Below are 17169 nucleotides of genomic sequence, written 5' to 3'. Positions count from 1 at the left end.
GAGAAACCGATGGCTGACCCGGTACGCCTGGAGGCCGACGCCGGCGTCCTGGTGGTGACCTTGGACCGCCCGAAAGCGAACGCGATAGACGTGGCTACCAGCCGTGCGCTGCATATGGCCTTCGACAGACTGCAGCGCGATGACTCGCTGCGCGTCGCCGTGCTGACCGGCGCTGGGCAGCGCTTCTTCTCGGCGGGTTGGGACCTCAAAGCCGCAGCGGAAGGCGAGGCGATCGACGCCGATCACGGCCCGGGAGGTTTCGCCGGTCTCACCGAGTTCTTCGACCTCGACAAGCCCGTGATCGCGGCGGTCAACGGCCTCGCGCTGGGGGGTGGCTTCGAACTCGCCTTGGCCGCCGACCTGATCGTCGCCGCCGACCACGCCGAGTTCGCCCTGACCGAGGTGACCCTTGGCATGGTGGCCGACTCCGGGGGCGTGCTGCGCCTGCCGCAGCGCCTGCCGCGGGCCGTGGCCACGGAGATGCTCCTGACCGGAAGGCGCATGCCCGCAGGCGAGGCCGAGCGTTGGGGCCTGGTCAACCGCGTCGTCGAAGGATCCGAGCTTCTGGAAACGGCGATGGAGGTGGCGCGCGCGGTATGCGCCGGAGCGCCGCTGGCGGTGGCCGCGATCAAGGAGATCCTGCGAGCCACCGCCGCTTGCGGAATCGAGGAGGGCTACCGCCGACTGCGACACGGCAACCTGCCCCGCTATCGGGCGATGCTGACCTCCGATGACGCGGCGGAAGGCCCTCGCGCCTTCGCCGAGAAACGCCCTCCTCAATGGACCGGCCACTGACCCCGTAGGCAAAAAGCCGACCGACAGGTTCACCGCACTGTCGGTCGAACGAAGGCCGGCTGACGAACACGGGGAGGTCGTTGGGATGTTCCCGTGCCGTATCCGCCCTCGATGATCCGACATGTTGACCTCGAATCGCAGAACGAGGTATTGTTCAACGATCCTACCAGGGAGCGGTGTACCGAGGTTCATGAGCCGGGGAGAGGGTCGTATGTGATCATGACTGGCCGTGTCGGTGATCAAGCAGCGTGCCGTGGTCGTCCTGCGGCGCCGGTCGGTTAACTGATCCGGTGTTCGCAACGGCGACCATCAGCGGATCGGGAATCTTCCACTGGTGTGGCGTGGCCGGCTGTATCGATTGGTCGGCAAGCACCGATCTCGGACCGTGCGGTAAGCCTGAGTGCATCACAACAACTCGACGAAATCGAATAGTGAATCGCTGATTATCGGAGTAGATGATGCTCTCCCGACGGTTCGCGATTCCTTGTTTTTCGCGATACCTGTACACCCCTCCGAGCGAGAGTCGACCGATGACAGTCACCGAGCACGAACACGAGCTGACCGAACAGCGACGCGACCAACTTGTCCAGTACTACAACGATGTCTGCCAATGGCCAACCAAGATCGACCCCACCACCGGAGAGGTGCGGCTCCTTCTTGGCGAGGTCGTCGACGCGCTCTACATGCGCGCAGGGTTCGCGGGCGAAGTCAACAACTTCCTTGCGCGGCATATGTTACGTGCACCGATCATCACGGTTCCCGGCGACTCGGCCGACTGGATCTTCCTTACCGGGCCTCGCACCACGATGCGACTGCCGGTGTGGGAGGACCTCGTGCGCATTCAGGTCAGCTGGAAACGGCGTGGCGAGACGATCGTGCTGCCCGCGCTGGACAACACCGACAACGGCGCGCGCTGGCTGGAATGGCCACAACAGCACACCAAGCTCCCACCCTGGACCGCGGTGGTTGCCGCGGCCCGCTCGGCGTCCTCGTTGTGGGGGCGGCCGTAACCGGGCCGATCGAGCCGGCGGCTGGGTGTGCCAGCATTGATCACATGACTCCGATGCCAGAAAGCCGTGCGCTGCCCGCTGATCCGGCCCCGGTGAACGACTATGACAGCCTCGCCGAGGCATATTCGGCCGAGAACGAGACCAGCCTCAACAACGCCTACTACGAACGGCCCGCGACCCTGGCCCTCGCCGGAGACGTGACTGGACGCCAAATTCTCGACGCCGGTTGCGGTTCGGGCCCCCTGTTCGCGGCGCTGCGCGATCGGGGCGCCACTGTGACCGGCATCGACGCGAGCGCCGGGATGCTGGAAGTGGCCCGGCGGCGGCTCGGTCCCGACGCGGACCTGCGGGTCGCCGACCTGGCCGACCCGCTGCCCTTCCCCGACGACTCGTTCGACGACGTCATCGCGTCCCTGGTGCTGCACTACCTGCGGGACTGGGGGCCGACGCTCACCGAGATGCGGCGCGTGCTGCGGACCGGCGGCAGGCTCATCGCCTCGGTCAACCATCCCACGGCCGACTACGTCATCGAGCGCCTGGCCGGGCGCAGGCCAGACTACTTCGCGACCTACAACTCGATCGGCGAGTGGCCTCTGGGCGACCGAACCATCCGGATGAGCTTCTGGAACCGGCCGCTGCACGCGATGACCGACGCCTTCACCGCAGCCGGCTTCCGGATCTCCGTCATCAGCGAACCCCAGCCAGTGCCGGCCGCCCGCGAGTTGTTCCCCGACGACTTCCACCTGCTCGCGACCGCCCCGAGCTTCCTGTTCTTCGTCCTGCAGGCCGACTGACCGCCGCGGCGACGCGACATCGTGGGGGAGCACGGCGGCTGTGGATCCGCTTAAGGAAAGGCCCGGCCGGTAGTCTGCCGCGTGGCGCCTGCTCGATGATCGGAAGCGTGGTGGTCATTTCCGAGCGCGCGGCGCTGCGCCGGCTGCACGACCGGTTCGGGTTCGGGCCCCGGCGCGGTGATCTGGACGCCGGTTTCGCCGAGTCCTTGGCCTGGCTGCTGACGCCGGGTCCCGACCCGGGGGCCCAGGCGACCCCGGTCCCCCAGCTGGGCCCACCGCCGCGGCAACCGAGCAAACCGGACACAGCGTCGAAAAAGCAGGCGGCGCAACAACTTCAGAGACAGGCGACGCAGGCGGCCCTGTGGTGGCTGGACCGGATGGTGGCCACCAACGCCCCGTCCACCGAGCGGCTCACCTGGTTCTGGCACGGACACTTCGCGACCAGCGAGCAGAAGGTCCGCAGCCCGCAGCTGATGCTCACCCAGAACGAGACCCTGCGGACTTTCGGCATGGGCAGCTTCACCCGGCTCGCGCACGCCATGATCGTCGACCCGGCAATGCTGCTGTGGCTGGACGGCAACAGCAACAAGGCCGGAAAGCCGAACGAGAACCTCGCACGCGAGTTCATGGAGCTGTTCACACTCGGTGTCGGCCACTACAGCGAGACCGACGTCAGGGAGGCCGCGCGCGCCCTGACCGGGTGGACGGCCACCCGTGACACCCCGACCGCCCGGCTGGTCAGTCGCTGGCACGACGACACGGCCAAGCACATCCTCGGCCAGACCGCGGACTTCGATGCCGCCTCGTTCGTCGACCTTGTGCTGGGCCGGCCGGAGTCGGCGCCCTTCGTGGTCGGCAGGGTCTGGTTCCGGCTCGTCTCGGCGACGGCGCCGCCGGATGACGTGCTCACCAGGCTGGTCGCGGCATATGGCCCCAACCGGGACATCCGGTCACTGCTGTCCGCGATCGCCGGCGAAGCCGCGTTCCACGACCCGGCGAGCTCGCTGGTCAAACAGCCGGTGGAATGGCTCGTGGGGTTGATGCGCGCGCTCGGGGTCCGGCCCGGGGCGCTGGATGACAAGGCCGGGACCCAGCTGTTGGCGGGGCTGCGGGGGATGGGCCAGGTGCCGTTCGAGCCGCCGAGCGTGGGTGGCTGGGCATCGGGCAGTGCCTGGCTGACGACGTCGGCAGGGCTGGCCCGGCTGCATCTCGCGCAGCTCGTCGCCGGACACGCCGACCTGCGCGCGGTGTCGACGGCGATGAACAGGCCGGCGGCTGTCGGCGAGATTCTCGGCGTCGACGCCTGGTCAGATCGGACCCGCGCCGGCCTCGACGGAGTCGCGAACGATGCCCGGCAGTTGGCTGCGGTGGCGGCGTGCGCGCCCGAATACGTGGTGAGTGGATAGGAAAACCATGAACAAGCTGACACGTCGGCGGTTCCTTATCGCCAGCGGAGTGACGGCCGCCGGTGCGCTCGCCGCCGGGGCCACCCAGGTCGACTGGGCGCATCTGATGTCGGCGGCCCAGCAGGCACCGCTCGACCCGCATTCCGGTGTACTGGTCGTGGTGACGCTGTACGGCGGCAACGACGGCCTCAACACGGTCGTGCCCGCCGGCGACCACGCCTATCAGAACGCCCGGCCGGAACTGGCCTACAAACCCGAAGAGGTCCTCGATCTCGGTGAGGGGCTCGGCCTGAACCCGGGCATGAAGGGCTTGAAAGGCTTGTGGGACAACCACGAACTGGCGATCGTGCGCGGGGTGGGTTACCCGAAACCCGACCACAGCCACTTCCGGTCGATGGCCATCTGGCAGACGGCCTCCCCGGACACGCCCGTGCCGACCGGCTGGCTCGGCCGATGGCTCGACATATCCGGCGACGACCCGTTGCGCGCGTTGTCGGTGGAGCCGGTCCTGCCGCCCATGCTGGCCGGTGCGCAGACCGCAGCCGCCTCGATGCCGGTCGGTGGCCTGACCCTGCCGAAAGGTGCGTTGGGCAAGGCATTCCAGAGCCTGGGCGCCGCCCAGCCCGGCGAAGGGTACTGGCAGGCGAAGGCGGCGCGCTCGGTCAGCGATCTGTACCACGCGGAGCAGGCCCTCGGCACCGCCGCACACCCGGCCGACCGGGCTGCCAAGGGCGGACAACGGCAAGGCGCCTTGTCCGCACAGCTCGACGTCGTGGCCGGGCTCATCGAGGCCGGGGTACCGACGCGGGCGTACTCGGTGTCACTGGGCGGATTCGACACCCACGCGGACGAACGCGGCACCCAGCAGCGGCTGCTGACCGAACTCGACGGGGCACTGACGCCGTTCGTGCAGCGGCTCGGCCGCACCGACCGCGGCAAACAGGCGGTGGTGCTCGTCTACTCCGAGTTCGGTCGCCGGGTCGCGGCCAATGCCAGCGAAGGTACCGACCACGGCACCGCCGGTCCCGTTTTCGTCCTCGGCAACGGGGTACACGGCGGCTTCCACGGCGCAGAGCCGAGCCTGACAGACCTGGACGACGGCGATCTCAAGGAGACCACCGACTTCCGCGATGTGTATGCGACGCTATTGGAACAGGTTCTCGGCACCGATGCGGGACGCGTGCTACCCGGCTACGCCGGCCGCTTGGGCGGTTTACTCGTCTGAACCGGGGTCAGGCCGGACAGCACGAACGCGGCACCACCTCCAGGCGCTTCGACGCACCGGAGCTCACCTCCGTGCGCCCGCACGAAACCGCGCGAGATGGCCAGCCCCAGGCCCGATCCGCCGGCCCGCCGGTCACGGGCGTCATCGAGCCGTACGAGCCGGTCGAAGATGCGTTCCCGATCCTTCTCCGCAACGCCGGGCCCGGTGTCGGACACCGTGAATCCGTCCGGCGCGACGGACACCGTGAGCGTCCCGTCGCCGCCCATTGCCTGCAGCGCGTTGTCGACCAAATTGGACAGAACCTGAGTGAGCCGGTCCGCGTCGCCGAGCACTGTCGCGTCCACTCCGGTCACCTCGACGGTGACCGCCGGGGCCAGCAGTGCGACACGATCAGCCTGCGAGCGGGCCAGCGCGAGCAGCGGCACCGGCTCGCGCGCGATCTCCGCGCCCGCGTCGATCCGGGCCAGCTCCAACAGGTCACTGACGAGTTTCCCGGCGCGGCGCGCCTCCCGAGCCAGCAGCAACTGAAGCTGTTCGACAGTGTCCACAGTGTCCGTGTTGGATTGCTGTTGCAGCAAAGCCTCCGCGGCGGCCTGGACACCGGTGATCGGCGTGCGAAGTTCGTGCGCGGCGTCGGCGACGAACCGACGGGTCCGCTCCTCGGAGGACCGGGCCGCCTGCTCCGCTCCTTCGAGCGCGTCGAGCGCCGCGTCGAAGGCCGCCGCTGTGCGGCCGAGTTCGGTGTTCGTCCGGGCTGGTGCGAGCCGGCCGCCCCGGCCACCGGAGACGATCGAACGGGCGAGCCGGGTCATCGCGTCCAGCGGGGACAGTGCTAACCGGACCCCGGCGAGCAGTGCGAGCGCCGTGGCCACCACCGCGGCGAGCCCGGTGAACAGCAGCAGATTCCGCAGCCTCTGCTCGGCCCCGGCCACGACCGAGCCGTCGGCGATCAGTGTCAGCTTCGCGCCGTTGATCCGTGCCGGTCCGGTGAGCGTCGCCTTCACCTGCTTCAGCCGGGTGTCGGGTATCTGGTCCGGCTCGCCGACGAAGGTGCCGTCCGGCAAGGCGATCCAGCCGTGCACCCCGTTCGTTTCGACCCGGCGCAGCAGGTTCGGCGGGCTCACGTTCTGCCTGGCCAGTTGCTGAGCCAGCTGCACCCGGCCGGCCAGCACCCGGTTGACGTCCTGTTCGGCCTGCGCCCGGAACACGGCGTCGACCACGATCCCGACGACCACCAGCACCGCCACCAGCACGACGAGCGCTGTGACGGTGACCCGGCGGTACAGGGACGTGGTGCGTAAGCCGCTCAAGACCGGTCACCGCGCAGGATGTAGCCCTGCCCGCGCACCGTGTGCAGCAGCCGCGGCCCGTGCGCCTCGAGTTTGCGGCGCAGGGTGCTGACGTTGACCTCGACGAGGTTCGCGCTGTACTCGTCGTAGCCCCACACGGCGGTCAGAATCTGCGTTTTGCTCACGACACGGTCGCGCCGCGTGGCGAGATAGCTCAGCAGTTTCCACTCGGTGACCGTCAACTCGACCCTGACCCCGTTGTACAGCGCCAGGCCGGAATCAAGGTCCACCACCAGATCGCCGACCTCGACGGCCGGCTGGGCACGTCCGATGCGGCGCAGCACCGCCGTGATCCGCGCGATCAGTTCGGCCAGCACGAATGGCTTCACCACGTAGTCGTCCGCCCCATCGCCGAGCCCGCGCAGCCGGTCGTCGACACCGTCCCGCGCGGTGAGCATCACCACCCCGGCCGTGCACAGCCGCCGGACGAGCCGCAGCAACGCGAACCCGTCGCGGCCCGGCAGCATCACGTCGAGCACCAACAGATCCGGCCGGAACCGGCCCAGTTCAACTTCCAGCTGATCGCCGTCCGCCAGCGTGCGCACCGCGAACCCCGCTGCCCGCAGCGCCGTCTCCACCGAGACCCGGATCGCCTCGGCGTCCTCGATCACGAGGATCCGCGGCTCAACAGGCACCGGAGGGCTTCACCGAGGTCGGGGCACCGGCGAATCGGGAGGTCATGACCGCAGTCTAGGAGAGAAACCGAACCAGCGTTCTCCGGAGCGGGCCTGGATGATCGAGTGCCGGCACCCAGCCGCGTTCACCGATTGGCGGCCAGCACTGCCGCGAGGCCCTCTTGCAGATCTTTGACGAAATACCCGGGAACCTCCAGCGACGGGAAATGTCCCCCGGTTTCGGGCGACCTCCATCGGACGATCTGTCGGTACCGCTCCTGTGCCCAGGGGCGCGGACACTTCTCGATGTCGCGGGGATACACAGTGATTGCTGACGGCACGTCGACCCGAAGTTCTGGGTCCAGCGAGTTATGGCTTTCGTAGTAAATGCGAGCCGACGATGCGCCGGTCCGCGTCAACCAATACAGGGTGACGTCGTCGAGAACTCTGTCTCTGGAAACCGTCTCGAACGGGCTGTCTTCGGTATCTGTCCACTCAGCGAACTTGTCAAGGATCCAGGCAAGAAGCCCGACCGGTGAGTCGGTGAGCGAGTAGCCGATGGTCTGCGGCCGGGTCGCCTGCTGCTTCGCGTAAGCCGCGCGGTGGCGCCAGAAATCGCGGGTGTCCTCGGTCCACTTGCGCTCGGCCGCCGTCAGCCCGTCCGTTGTCAACCCGGGCGGTGCCTGAGCCGTCGTTGTGTGGATGCCGAGAACGTGCGCCGGGAACCGGCCGCCGAGGATCGTGGTGATCACACCTCCCCAGTCGCCGCCGTGGGCGGCGAACTTGCGGTAGCCGAGCCTTCCCATCAGTTCCACCCAGGCGGCCGCGATCTTTTCGGTTCCCCACCCGGTGGTGGCCGGCTTGTCGCTGTAACCAAAGCCTGGTAGCGATGGAACCACGACGTGGAACGCTGGCGCGTCTGCGTCTTTCGGATCTGCCAGCTCGTCTACTACATCGATGAACTCGGCAATGCTGCCTGGCCAGCCGTGCGTCAAGAGCAGAGGAGTGGCATCCGCGCGCGCGGATCGACGGTGCAGGAAGTGGATTCCCAGCTCATCAATGGTCGTGCGGAACTGGCCGATCCGGTTAAGGCGCTCTTCGAACGACCGCCAGTTGTACCCGGTGCGCCAGTAGTTCACGACGTCGACGAGGTCGGCGAGAGGAACGCCCTGTTCCCATCGGCGAGGGCCGGGCGCGGCGCGATAGACCGTCTCAGCTTCCGGCAGCCGCGCGGCGGCCAGTCGCGCGCGCAGATCGTCGAGGTCGGCGTCGGTTGCGTGGGCTTCGAATGCTTGCACGTCGCTGGTTGGACGGGGCATGAGACCTCCTGGCCATCGTGGAACCGGCTACGGCCTATCGAGAACCGGCTTAGACGGTTCTAACATGGCTTCGTGTCTGCGAGCAACCTGCTAAGGTGGTTCCATGCGTGCCGAGTTCCCTGACTTTCGCCTCGGTACCGTGCTAGCGACCAGCTTCACGGGGACTCTGACGGAGCGTCGTGGCGAACCTGTGGAGCGCATTCCCACGCCGCAGCGACTCGTCGACTGGCTGGCAGTGAACGGCCTCGCCGTGGACTCCTGCACCACCGCCCAGCTCGAACGCGCTCGGGAACTGAGGGAATCAATTCACGCCGCCGCGACAGCGACCGCCATCCAAGACGCTCTCCCTGCGTCTGCTGTCCAAGTCATCAATGACTGCAGTGCTCAGGGTCGGGCCGCGGCTATCCTGACTCCCGAGGGCAATCGGCAATGGCGGCTCAGTTCGGCTTCCTGTGTGGAAGACGCTCTCGGCGTGATCGCCGCCGACGCGATCAGCATCATCGCAGGCGAACGAGACGGAAAATTGGCCTTGTGTGCATCACCAACCTGCCGAGCCGCCTTCTTCGACACCAGCCAAAGCCGCACCCGCAAATGGTGTGACATGAACACGTGCGGGAATCGTCAGAAGAAAGCGCGCTTCAATGCCAACCAGCGCAAAAACCCCAGATCAGCGGAGTGATCGTTACCTCGGTACAGCCACGCCGGCAAGCTCCTGCACCAGGCCGGCCTCGTGCCCGAAAAGCCATAGGTCTGGATTGGTCAGCCCTGGATGTCGACGCTGGTGAAGACGATTTTGTCCAGTTGGTCGCTTTGGCCGTCGTAGTCCTTGGGGATGAGACTGTCGATGACTTTCAGGCCCTCGTCGGAGACCGTGCCGAACACCGTGTATTCCGGCACCAGTTGCGCGTCGGCGAAGAACAAGGAGAAAGTGGTGCCGAAGAAGGAAAAATCATCCATCATCAGGTAGCCGCGACGGTACTGCTCCCCGGGGAAACTCTCGGTATCCAAGTTGTAACCAGGGCTTCTGCTTGTGCCGCAGGAAATCCACTGCGTACGTCCTCCGGCGCAGCGGACCCCGTCGAAGGCACCCTGCTTGGCCAGGCTGATGAAACTGTTGACCGTGCACGGCGCCAGTGACCGGTCAAGGAGCAGCGGGATCGCGCCGGCGGTGGTGTTGAGAGTCGCCAGGACGGTGCCTTTCGAGGAAACCGGGCCGTCGGCGGGGGGTTTCACCGTCTGTTCCTTGCCGTCCAGGTGGTACTGGCAATTGACCGGGTCGGGTAGCGGAGTTGGGCGCACGGGTGGAGGCACGAAGCCAGCGGGGACCTGGGCCGGCTGCGCCGGTTGCTGAGTTTGTTGCTGCCCGGTGGAGCCGTCAGGAGTGCGGCTGAGGCCGGGCAGGTACATTACCGCTGCGCCCAGCACCGCAGCCACTGCGAGGATCGCCGTGGCGATGAAGACCACTTTTCGCCGGCCGGTTTTCCCGGCCGGGCCGGGTGTGGTCGCCTGGTATGTGTTCGCCGGCCGGGATGGACTCGGCCTGGAGTTCTTCCGCGCGGGAGCGGCTGTGGCGGCCGGGGACGTGGGTGATGTCGCGGTGAGCGGGGCCGGGCCTGCGGCGCGGAGTAGGTCGTGTACTCGGTTGCGGACCTCGCTCAGCGGCATCCGCAACTCCGGCTCCTTCACCATCAGGCCACTGATCACCTCGCCGATCGGCCCGTCCTGGTGATGCTGGGGCACCGGGCCGTAGACGACGGCGCCGACCGTGATCAGCGGATCTCCTGAAGAGTCATATGGCGGGCGGCCTTCGGCGGCGGCGAACACGGTGGCTCCCAGGCCCCACAGGTCGACGGTGGAAGAGGCGTCACCGCGCAGCACCATTTCCGGGGCAATGTAGGCGGGGGTGCCCAATATCCGGTTCGACGAAGTCATGGTGGACTCCGCCACGTTGCGGACCAATCCGAAGTCGGCGAGTTTCACGCCGTCTGGTCCGACGAGCACGTTGCCCGGTTTGACGTCGCGATGCACGATGCCGGCCCGGTGCGCCGCATCCAGTGCTGCGGCGGTGCTGTCGATGATCACCGCGAGTTGCTGGTCGGTCAGCCGCCTGCCCTCCTTGATCAGCGTGGACAGGCTCGCCCCGGACACGAGTTCCATCACCATGAACGGCTGGTCGTCCTCGCGCACGACGTCGTAGAGCAGCACCGTGTTCGGGTGGTTGAGCGAGGCCATCGCGCGAGCCTCACGCAGCGCGCGTTCGCGCAGTTTGGCGGCCTCGTTCTCGGGGATGTTGGGTGGCAGCAAGAGTTCCTTGACGGCGACGGAACGATCCAGCAGTTCATCGGTACCGGACCACACCGTGCCCATCCCACCGCGGCCGATCGGGGCTTCCAGTCGGTACCGCCCGCCGATGAGCCGGTTCAACCGGTCCGGATTACCGGCCTGGTGTCGATCATCGTCCACGGGGCGACTCTAATGGGTGTGGTCCAGCACTTGCCGGCTAACCCGAATGTTTCGTGCGGCGCGTCCGCCCAGGGTTTGGTCCTTGATGGCACAGTCGGTGGTGGACACGTCGGCGGATGAACCTGGTTTCGAGCACAGCTGCCGACAGGATTTCGTTGGCCCATTGCCGGAAACCGGCCGAATCGGTCGCCTTCATGGTGACCTTGTCCACGAAGGCCACCACGCCGGGGAGCGGCTGACGGCGGTAGGGCGCATCGACGCCGCGGAAACCTCGCCGCCATCCGTATTGGTTGGCGCGTTGGGGCCGGCGATGTTACGGGTCGCCGGGGAACTGGCTGATGGCACGGTGACACCTGGATCGGACCGTCCGTATTGGACGAGCACGTGGTTCCGGCCCTGACGAAAGCCGCTGCGGCCGCGGGCCGCCCGCAGCCGAGGGTGGTGGTGTGTCTCTTCGTCGGCGTGACGGGGGACGAAGACAGTGCGAGGAGGGTGCTCGCTGAGCGGTACGGCCTGGCGGGTCAGATTGCCGGCTACCGGGCGGCATTGGACCGGGAAGGCGTCAGCGGGCCGGAGCACACCGCGATCCTTGGTGACGAGACCTCGGTCGAGCGGGAAATCCGGCGCCTGTTCGATGCGGGCGCCACCGAGCTGGTCGCGATGCCGCTGGGCACCCCGGCCCGAACAGGCACGCACCGCCGAGTTGATGGGCACACTCACAAGCTGAAGTCGTTATGCGTCACCCTACGGCCGCCCTGCTGATCTTCCACTGAACAACGTCAACTCGCGGATCTCAACGAACTCGTCTGCCAGTTTTCGGACTGGCTCGGCCGCTTCCTGGTCCGCTGGTGGCGCGGGTTGCCGTCTCGGTGGTCGAAACCGGATGGTCACCGCCAAAGCCCGGAGTGCCGCGCGGCGCGACTGATTGATCGGACGCTGGGTCCGGGCCCGGTCTGTGATTCAGGCGGCCTTGCTGTTATATCCTCTGCTGGTCCGTTCGGGTGAATGATCGTTCTCCTGCTTCGTTAGGGCAAGATTGTTCGCGTGCCGGCGCAGGACCGGCGTGGGGCGTGCCGCGGTTTCGGGGGATCGTGCACGGGATCGTTCGGAGCGTGACGTGCGTAACTGGATCAAGAGCGTCGGTGTCCTTGCTGTGATAGCCATCGTGAGCACCGGTTGCAGCAGCCTCGGAAACGGAGCGGCCGGAATGCCGTCCGTGGCGCCAACGTCAGCCGGGGTAGCGAGTGCGGCGACGTCAACTACTCCGTCAAAGCCATATCTGACTGTGACACCGACGCTGGAGTTGAACGACCGCACGACGAAGCCGGGCACGAAACTGAAATTCGGTCAGCAGGCCGTGGTCCCGTTCTACAGCTATTACGACAAAGGCCTGGTGGGGATCACGGTCACCGTCGACAGTGCACCGGCGCTCGACGAGGATATCGACTACCTGCCGCTGAAGGACGAGGACAAGGCCAAACTGCGAGGAAAGACGTTTTTCTTCGTGCGGACCAAAATGGTGAATCTCGATGGCGTGAACTTCGCGGACATTCTGCCGCCGACGCTGACGGCCACCACGCGCAGTGGCGGGTGGCCCGGAGCATTGCTCGGCGGAGCGCGGGTCGATGTCACGGGATGCGACAGCGTGTCCGCAGCACCGAAGGACTTTTCGGCAGCCGGCGCTGTTTTCGAGCAATGCCAGCTGTATTTCGGCGTCTCGTCCGATCCCATCGCGTCGCTGGCCTATACCGAGCAGCCCTACGAAAGAGCAGCGTCACGTGCCCTGACCTGGCGCCGATAGGAGCCTACTGTCCCGCGCGCCAAGAAAGAGGATTGACGAACAGTTCGCTGTCGCCGGTCCGGGCAGTGGCGTGCACGTTGCCGACTTCGCCGCGGATCGCGGCGGCGATTTGTCCGTTGACGATGCCGGGTCGCCGGGGTGTCGCCGCCTGTGCGTGGGCGACGGCATCCAGGTACATCGCTGCTTCCGGTGAGTCGCCTGGTATGGAGAATGCGCCCAGATAGACGCCTTGGTTTCGAAGGGTCAGCGCGAGCGGTAGCCCGGCGTAGATGTCGAAACCACCGCCGGCCCCCGCGATCAGGATCCGGCCGGCGCCCTGTAAGCGGGTGAACAACGGCGGCTGAGCCAGACCGAACATGCCCGCCAGGCTAGCCCGGTCCATCTTCGTCGGACCCGGTCCATCACGCGCCGGGGTTCGGTGCCTGCTTCGGAGGTCCCGCGCCGGTCAGTGTGCCGGCCGAGTCGCACCCCGTTGCCCCGCCACGAGGCTCATTAAAAAACGGCAACGTAGGGTTGCTGATATCTTAACTCGCTCTTACTGTGATCCCAGCCCTCGCAGAACGAAGGAGATCTCAGTGCCCCCCAGTCACGATCCTCGACCGGCCGGCTGGCGAGTCGGCGCCGACATCGGCGGCACCTTCACCGACGTCATCGCACTGGGCCCGGCCGGAGAGGTCGTCCCGATGAAGGTTCCGTCCACCCCGCCCGACTACGGTGCCGGCGTGGTGGCGGCGACCACCGGCGTGCTTTCCTCGGCCGGGGCCCAGCCGGAGGCCGTGGTCGCGATGCTGCACGGCACGACCGTGGCCACCAACGCGATCCTGTCGATGAACGGCGTCCGCACAGCGGTGGTCACTACCCGCGGTTTCCGCGACGTGCTGGAAATCGGCCGACTGCGCCGGCCGGTGCTCTACGACCTGTCGTGGTCAAAGCCCGAGCCCCTCGCCCGCCGGCGGAATCGATACGAACTCGGCCAGCGGATCACGGCCGACGGACGTCTCGACCCACCGGCCAGTGAAGACGAGGTTCGTACGTTGGCCGTGCGGTTGCGTGCGGACGGAATCGAAGCGGTGGCAGTGTGCCTGCTCAACTCTTATGTCCGCCCTGATGAGGAGCGGCGGGTCGCCGATCTGTTGCGAGCCGAACTGCCTGATGTGTACGTCACGGCGTCGGTCGATGTTTCCCCGCAGCCGCACGAGTTCGAGCGAACGAGCACGGCGACGGTCAATGCCTATGTCGGTCCCGCCGTGCACGGTTACCTCACCCGTCTGGAAGCAGGGTTGCGGGCCGAGAAGGTGAGTGCGCCGCTGCTGGTCATGCAATCCAGTGGGGGGCTGCTCGATGCGGCCTCGGTCGCGCAACGGCCGGTGCAGATCATCGAGTCCGGTCCCGCGGCCGGTGTCACCGCCGTGCAGAAGCTCGCTCAGCTGATCGGCTTGTCCACAGTGGTCGCGTTCGACATGGGCGGGACCACGGCGAAGGCGTCCCTGATCGAACACGGTGAGCCGTTCGTCTCGGCCGACTACGAGGTCGGGGGCGGCATGAACGGTGCTCGCGGCCTCAGTTCCGGCGCCGGGTATCCGGTGCGGGCACCGTCGATCGACATCGCCGAGGTCGGTTCCGGAGGCGGCAGCATCATTTCCGTCGACGCGGCGGGCGCACTCCATGTCGGGCCCGCCAGCGCGGGTTCCCGCCCCGGTCCTGCCTGCTATGGCCAGGGCGGTGAGCTGCCGACCCTGACCGACGCCAACGTGACGCTCGGATACCTCAGCCCGCAGGCGCTCGCCGGTGGCCGCGTGGCGATTCACCCGGACCTGGCCGCGAAGGCACTGTCACCAGTGGCCGAGCAGCTTGGTGAGGACGTGCCGGGTACCGCGCGTGGCGCGTACCAGGTGGCGGTCTCCAGCATGACCACCGCGGTCAAGGCGGTAACCAGCGAACGGGGCCGTGACCCGCGGGAGGCCACCATGGTCGCCTTCGGCGGCGCGGGTCCGCTCTATGCCGCCGCGCTTGCCCGCGAGCTGGGTATCTCGACCGTGATCGTGCCGGTGTACCCGGGCCTGTTCAGCAGCCTGGGCCTGCTCGTTGCCGACACCGAACGCCACGAGCTCACCCCGTACCGGCCCGGGTTCGCCGTGGTGAGCGCGCTCGCCGCGGAGTTCGCGCGGCTGTCCGCGAAGGTGAGTGCGGAGCTGGGGGCGGACGCGGTCGTGGATCGGCTCCTCGACATGCGCTACCGCGGCCAGCGATTCGAACTGCGGATCCGGGTGCCCGACGGGGACCTCACCGACGACCTGCTCGCCGAGACGCGGGCGCGGTTTCACGCCGAGCACAAACGGACCTACGGCCGGGCCGGCACGGACGAACTGGTCGAACTGGTCAACCTCCGGGTACGCGGCCGGCTACTCACTCCGGTGTCCATTGCGGACGTGCTGAGCCTTCCTGCTGCCGCGGGCCGCGAGCCGACCACGCGCGAATGCTGGTTCGGCGAGACCGTGCCCACGCCCGTCGTGGGACGGTCCGACCTCGGCACCGAGCCCGTCGAGGGACCGATGGTCATCGAGGACATGGACGCCACCACCCTCGTCCCGCCCGGTGCCCGGGCACACCGCGACCGGTTCAACAACATCGTCATCACCTGGAGTGCCGCATGATCCGCGACGCCGTGACCTTCGAGGTCTTCCGCAATGCCGTCACCGGGATTGCCGACGAGATGGCGATCACGATCCTGCGCACGGCGCACTCGCAGCTCGTCGCGTCCAGCATGGACTTCTCGGCCGCCCTGTGCGACGCCCACGGCAGGGTGATCGCCCAGGCCAACACCCTGCCGGTGCACCTGGGGTCCATTCCGGACGCGATGGAGGCGATCCTCGACGAGTTCGGCGACCGGATCCGGCCGGGAGACATCTACCTGCTGAACGATCCATCCCTGGGCGGCATGCATCTGCCCGACATCTTCGCGGTCGCCCCGGTGTTCGCCGGTGAAGCCCTCCTGGGCTTCGCGGTCACGGTCGTCAACCACACCGATGTCGGCGGCTGGGCGGCCGGTTCGATGGCCGTGCAGTCGACGAGCATCTTCGCCGAAGGGGTGCAGATTCCGCCGTCGCGCCTGGTCGAGGCCGGCACCATGAACGAGACGTTCCTGCGGCTGATCCTGCGCAACGTCCGCGAACCCGAGTTGCTGCGCGGTGACCTCGAATCCCAGCTCGCCGCCTGCCACACCGGGGCCGAAGGCCTGCGTGCCCTCGCGGCGCGGCACGGCGCCGAACGACTCGCCACGCTCATCGACGAGCTGCTCGACTACTCCGAAACCCTGCTGCGTGCAGCGCTTGCCGAGGCCGTTCCCGGCACTTACGAGTTCATCGACCATATCGACGACGACGGCCTCGGGAGCGGGCCGATCCCGATCCGCGTGAAGGCCACACTGTCCGAGTCCGGGATAGAGCTCGACTTCACCGGCTCCTCACCGCAGGTCGACTCCGCGCTCAACGCGACGGCCTCGTTCACCCGCTCCGCTGCCTATGCCGCCCTGCAGGGTGTCCTCGCCGCGGACATCCCCGCCAACAGTGGCTTCTACCGGCCGTTCAGTTTCGTCATCCCGGAAGCCTCCATCCTCAACGGGCAGCGACCTGCCGCGCGCGGCGCGCGCGGGCTCGTCGGCTTCCGGATCATCGACGCGGTGCTCGGGGCGCTCGCCCCGGTGTTCCCCACCCGGGTGCCCGCCGCCGGAGAAGGCGGACCCGACGGGATCGCGATCGGCCTCGTCGGGCCGGACGGGGAATCCATGGTGCTGTGGGATCCCTTGGCCGGAGCGTGGGGTGCCCGTCCCGACCGCGACGGTGTGGACGGGATCAGCTCGCTGGGCGCGAACCTGACCAATACGCCGGTCGAGGAGCTGGAACGCTCCGGTCACATCCGCATCGACGGTTACGGGTACCTGCCCGACAGCGGGGGAGCGGGCCGCTGGCGAGGTGGTCTGGCGACCTTCCGGGACATGACGATTCTGGCGCCCGAGGTCAGCGTGCAGATCAGGTCGGACCGGCGGAAGTTCCTGCCCTACGGGCTGGCCGGCGGTGCGCACGGGACACCCTCGCTCAACGTGCTCGACCCCGGCGGGCCCGGGGAACGCGTGCTGGAGTCCAAACCGCACTTCACGATGACCGCGGGAACCCGGCACCGGCATGTGACGGCGGGTGGGGGCGGGCACGGAATCCCCTTCGAGCGCACACCCCAACGGGTCCTCGAAGACGTCCTCGACGGCAAGGTCACCCACGAGGGAGCCGAACGGGACTACGGCGTCGTGATCACCGAAGACGGCGTGATCGACGCGAGCGCCACCGCCGGATTGCGCGGCCGGGCGCACTGACCGCAGCGGCCGGCCCGGATGACCCGT

General features: G+C 67.6%; 15 protein-coding genes. 10 read left to right on the top strand and 5 right to left on the bottom strand.

Annotated features, from left to right (window positions below):
• The first annotated feature begins 9 nt into the window (after positions 1-9).
• The 5 genes from A3CU_RS0138885 (at position 10) to A3CU_RS0138865 (ending at position 5230) form a co-directional block, all read left to right on the top strand.
• Positions 10-795, top strand: coding sequence for a carnitinyl-CoA dehydratase (locus A3CU_RS0138885; protein ID WP_027946786.1), 786 nt, complete (start codon positions 10-12; stop codon positions 793-795).
• Positions 796-1325: 530 nt separating this feature from the next.
• Positions 1326-1805 carry a hypothetical protein gene (locus tag A3CU_RS0138880; RefSeq protein ID WP_027946785.1) on the top strand — a complete coding sequence of 160 codons (480 nt, stop codon included), beginning with the start codon at positions 1326-1328 and terminating at the stop codon, positions 1803-1805.
• Between the two features lie 44 nt (positions 1806-1849).
• A complete protein-coding gene (locus A3CU_RS0138875; RefSeq protein ID WP_063628974.1) occupies positions 1850-2599 on the top strand; it encodes a class I SAM-dependent methyltransferase in 750 nt (249 codons plus the stop codon).
• Between the two features lie 107 nt (positions 2600-2706).
• Positions 2707-4005 (top strand): DUF1800 domain-containing protein, encoded by a 1299-nt coding sequence (locus A3CU_RS0138870; protein ID WP_027946783.1) that lies wholly within the window; start codon positions 2707-2709, stop codon positions 4003-4005.
• A 7-nt stretch (positions 4006-4012) separates the two neighbouring features.
• Positions 4013-5230, top strand: coding sequence for a DUF1501 domain-containing protein (locus tag A3CU_RS0138865; protein WP_027946782.1), 1218 nt, complete (start codon positions 4013-4015; stop codon positions 5228-5230).
• Here the strand turns inward: A3CU_RS0138865 and A3CU_RS48855 are convergent.
• The 3 genes from A3CU_RS48855 to A3CU_RS0138850 all read right to left on the bottom strand — a co-directional run bounded on the left by A3CU_RS48855 (position 5197) and on the right by A3CU_RS0138850 (position 8512).
• Entirely contained in the window at positions 5197-6540 is a 1344-nt protein-coding gene (locus A3CU_RS48855; protein ID WP_052372925.1) for a sensor histidine kinase, read from the bottom strand. The genes A3CU_RS0138865 and A3CU_RS48855 overlap by 34 nt on opposite strands.
• Positions 6537-7214: a response regulator transcription factor gene (locus A3CU_RS0138855; RefSeq protein WP_027946781.1), complete on the bottom strand. Its 678-nt coding sequence runs from the start codon at positions 7212-7214 to the stop codon at positions 6537-6539. Before A3CU_RS0138855 ends, A3CU_RS48855 begins: the two co-directional genes overlap by 4 nt.
• Positions 7215-7339: 125 nt before the next feature.
• Positions 7340-8512, bottom strand: a complete 1173-nt coding sequence (locus tag A3CU_RS0138850) for an epoxide hydrolase family protein (RefSeq protein WP_027946780.1) — start codon at positions 8510-8512, stop codon at positions 7340-7342.
• 103 nt (positions 8513-8615) lie between these two features.
• On the opposite strand from A3CU_RS0138850, the gene A3CU_RS51945 reads away from it, so the two are divergent.
• A complete protein-coding gene (locus tag A3CU_RS51945; RefSeq protein WP_084144182.1) occupies positions 8616-9191 on the top strand; it encodes a CGNR zinc finger domain-containing protein in 576 nt (191 codons plus the stop codon).
• An 80-nt stretch (positions 9192-9271) separates the two neighbouring features.
• Here A3CU_RS51945 and A3CU_RS53750 read toward each other — a convergent pair whose 3' ends face one another.
• Positions 9272-10975 carry a protein kinase domain-containing protein gene (locus A3CU_RS53750; RefSeq protein WP_052372923.1) on the bottom strand — a complete coding sequence of 568 codons (1704 nt, stop codon included), beginning with the start codon at positions 10973-10975 and terminating at the stop codon, positions 9272-9274.
• Positions 10976-11437: 462 nt separating this feature from the next.
• Between A3CU_RS53750 and A3CU_RS48845 the strand changes: the two genes are divergently transcribed.
• Positions 11438-11737, top strand: a complete 300-nt coding sequence (locus tag A3CU_RS48845) for an LLM class oxidoreductase (protein ID WP_156960777.1) — start codon at positions 11438-11440, stop codon at positions 11735-11737.
• Positions 11738-12260: 523 nt separating this feature from the next.
• A complete protein-coding gene (locus tag A3CU_RS48840; protein WP_245617528.1) occupies positions 12261-12776 on the top strand; it encodes a hypothetical protein in 516 nt (171 codons plus the stop codon).
• Positions 12777-12780: 4 nt separating this feature from the next.
• Here the strand turns inward: A3CU_RS48840 and A3CU_RS54965 are convergent, their stop codons facing one another.
• Positions 12781-13134 carry a hypothetical protein gene (locus tag A3CU_RS54965; RefSeq protein ID WP_027946777.1) on the bottom strand — a complete coding sequence of 118 codons (354 nt, stop codon included), beginning with the start codon at positions 13132-13134 and terminating at the stop codon, positions 12781-12783.
• A gap of 217 nt (positions 13135-13351) precedes the next feature.
• On the opposite strand from A3CU_RS54965, the gene A3CU_RS0138825 reads away from it, so the two are divergent.
• On the top strand, positions 13352-15430 hold the full coding sequence (locus tag A3CU_RS0138825) for a hydantoinase/oxoprolinase family protein (protein ID WP_027946776.1): 2079 nt from the start codon (positions 13352-13354) through the stop codon (positions 15428-15430).
• Positions 15427-17142 carry a hydantoinase B/oxoprolinase family protein gene (locus A3CU_RS0138820; RefSeq protein ID WP_027946775.1) on the top strand — a complete coding sequence of 572 codons (1716 nt, stop codon included), beginning with the start codon at positions 15427-15429 and terminating at the stop codon, positions 17140-17142. Before A3CU_RS0138825 ends, A3CU_RS0138820 begins: the two co-directional genes overlap by 4 nt.
• Positions 17143-17169 lie beyond the last annotated feature (27 nt).

The organism is Amycolatopsis taiwanensis DSM 45107 (assembly GCF_000519205.1).
Lineage (GTDB): Bacteria > Actinomycetota > Actinomycetes > Mycobacteriales > Pseudonocardiaceae > Amycolatopsis_E > Amycolatopsis_E taiwanensis.
Note: the sequence above shows the minus strand (reverse complement) of the source record. Positions and strands in the feature narration are given on the sequence as shown.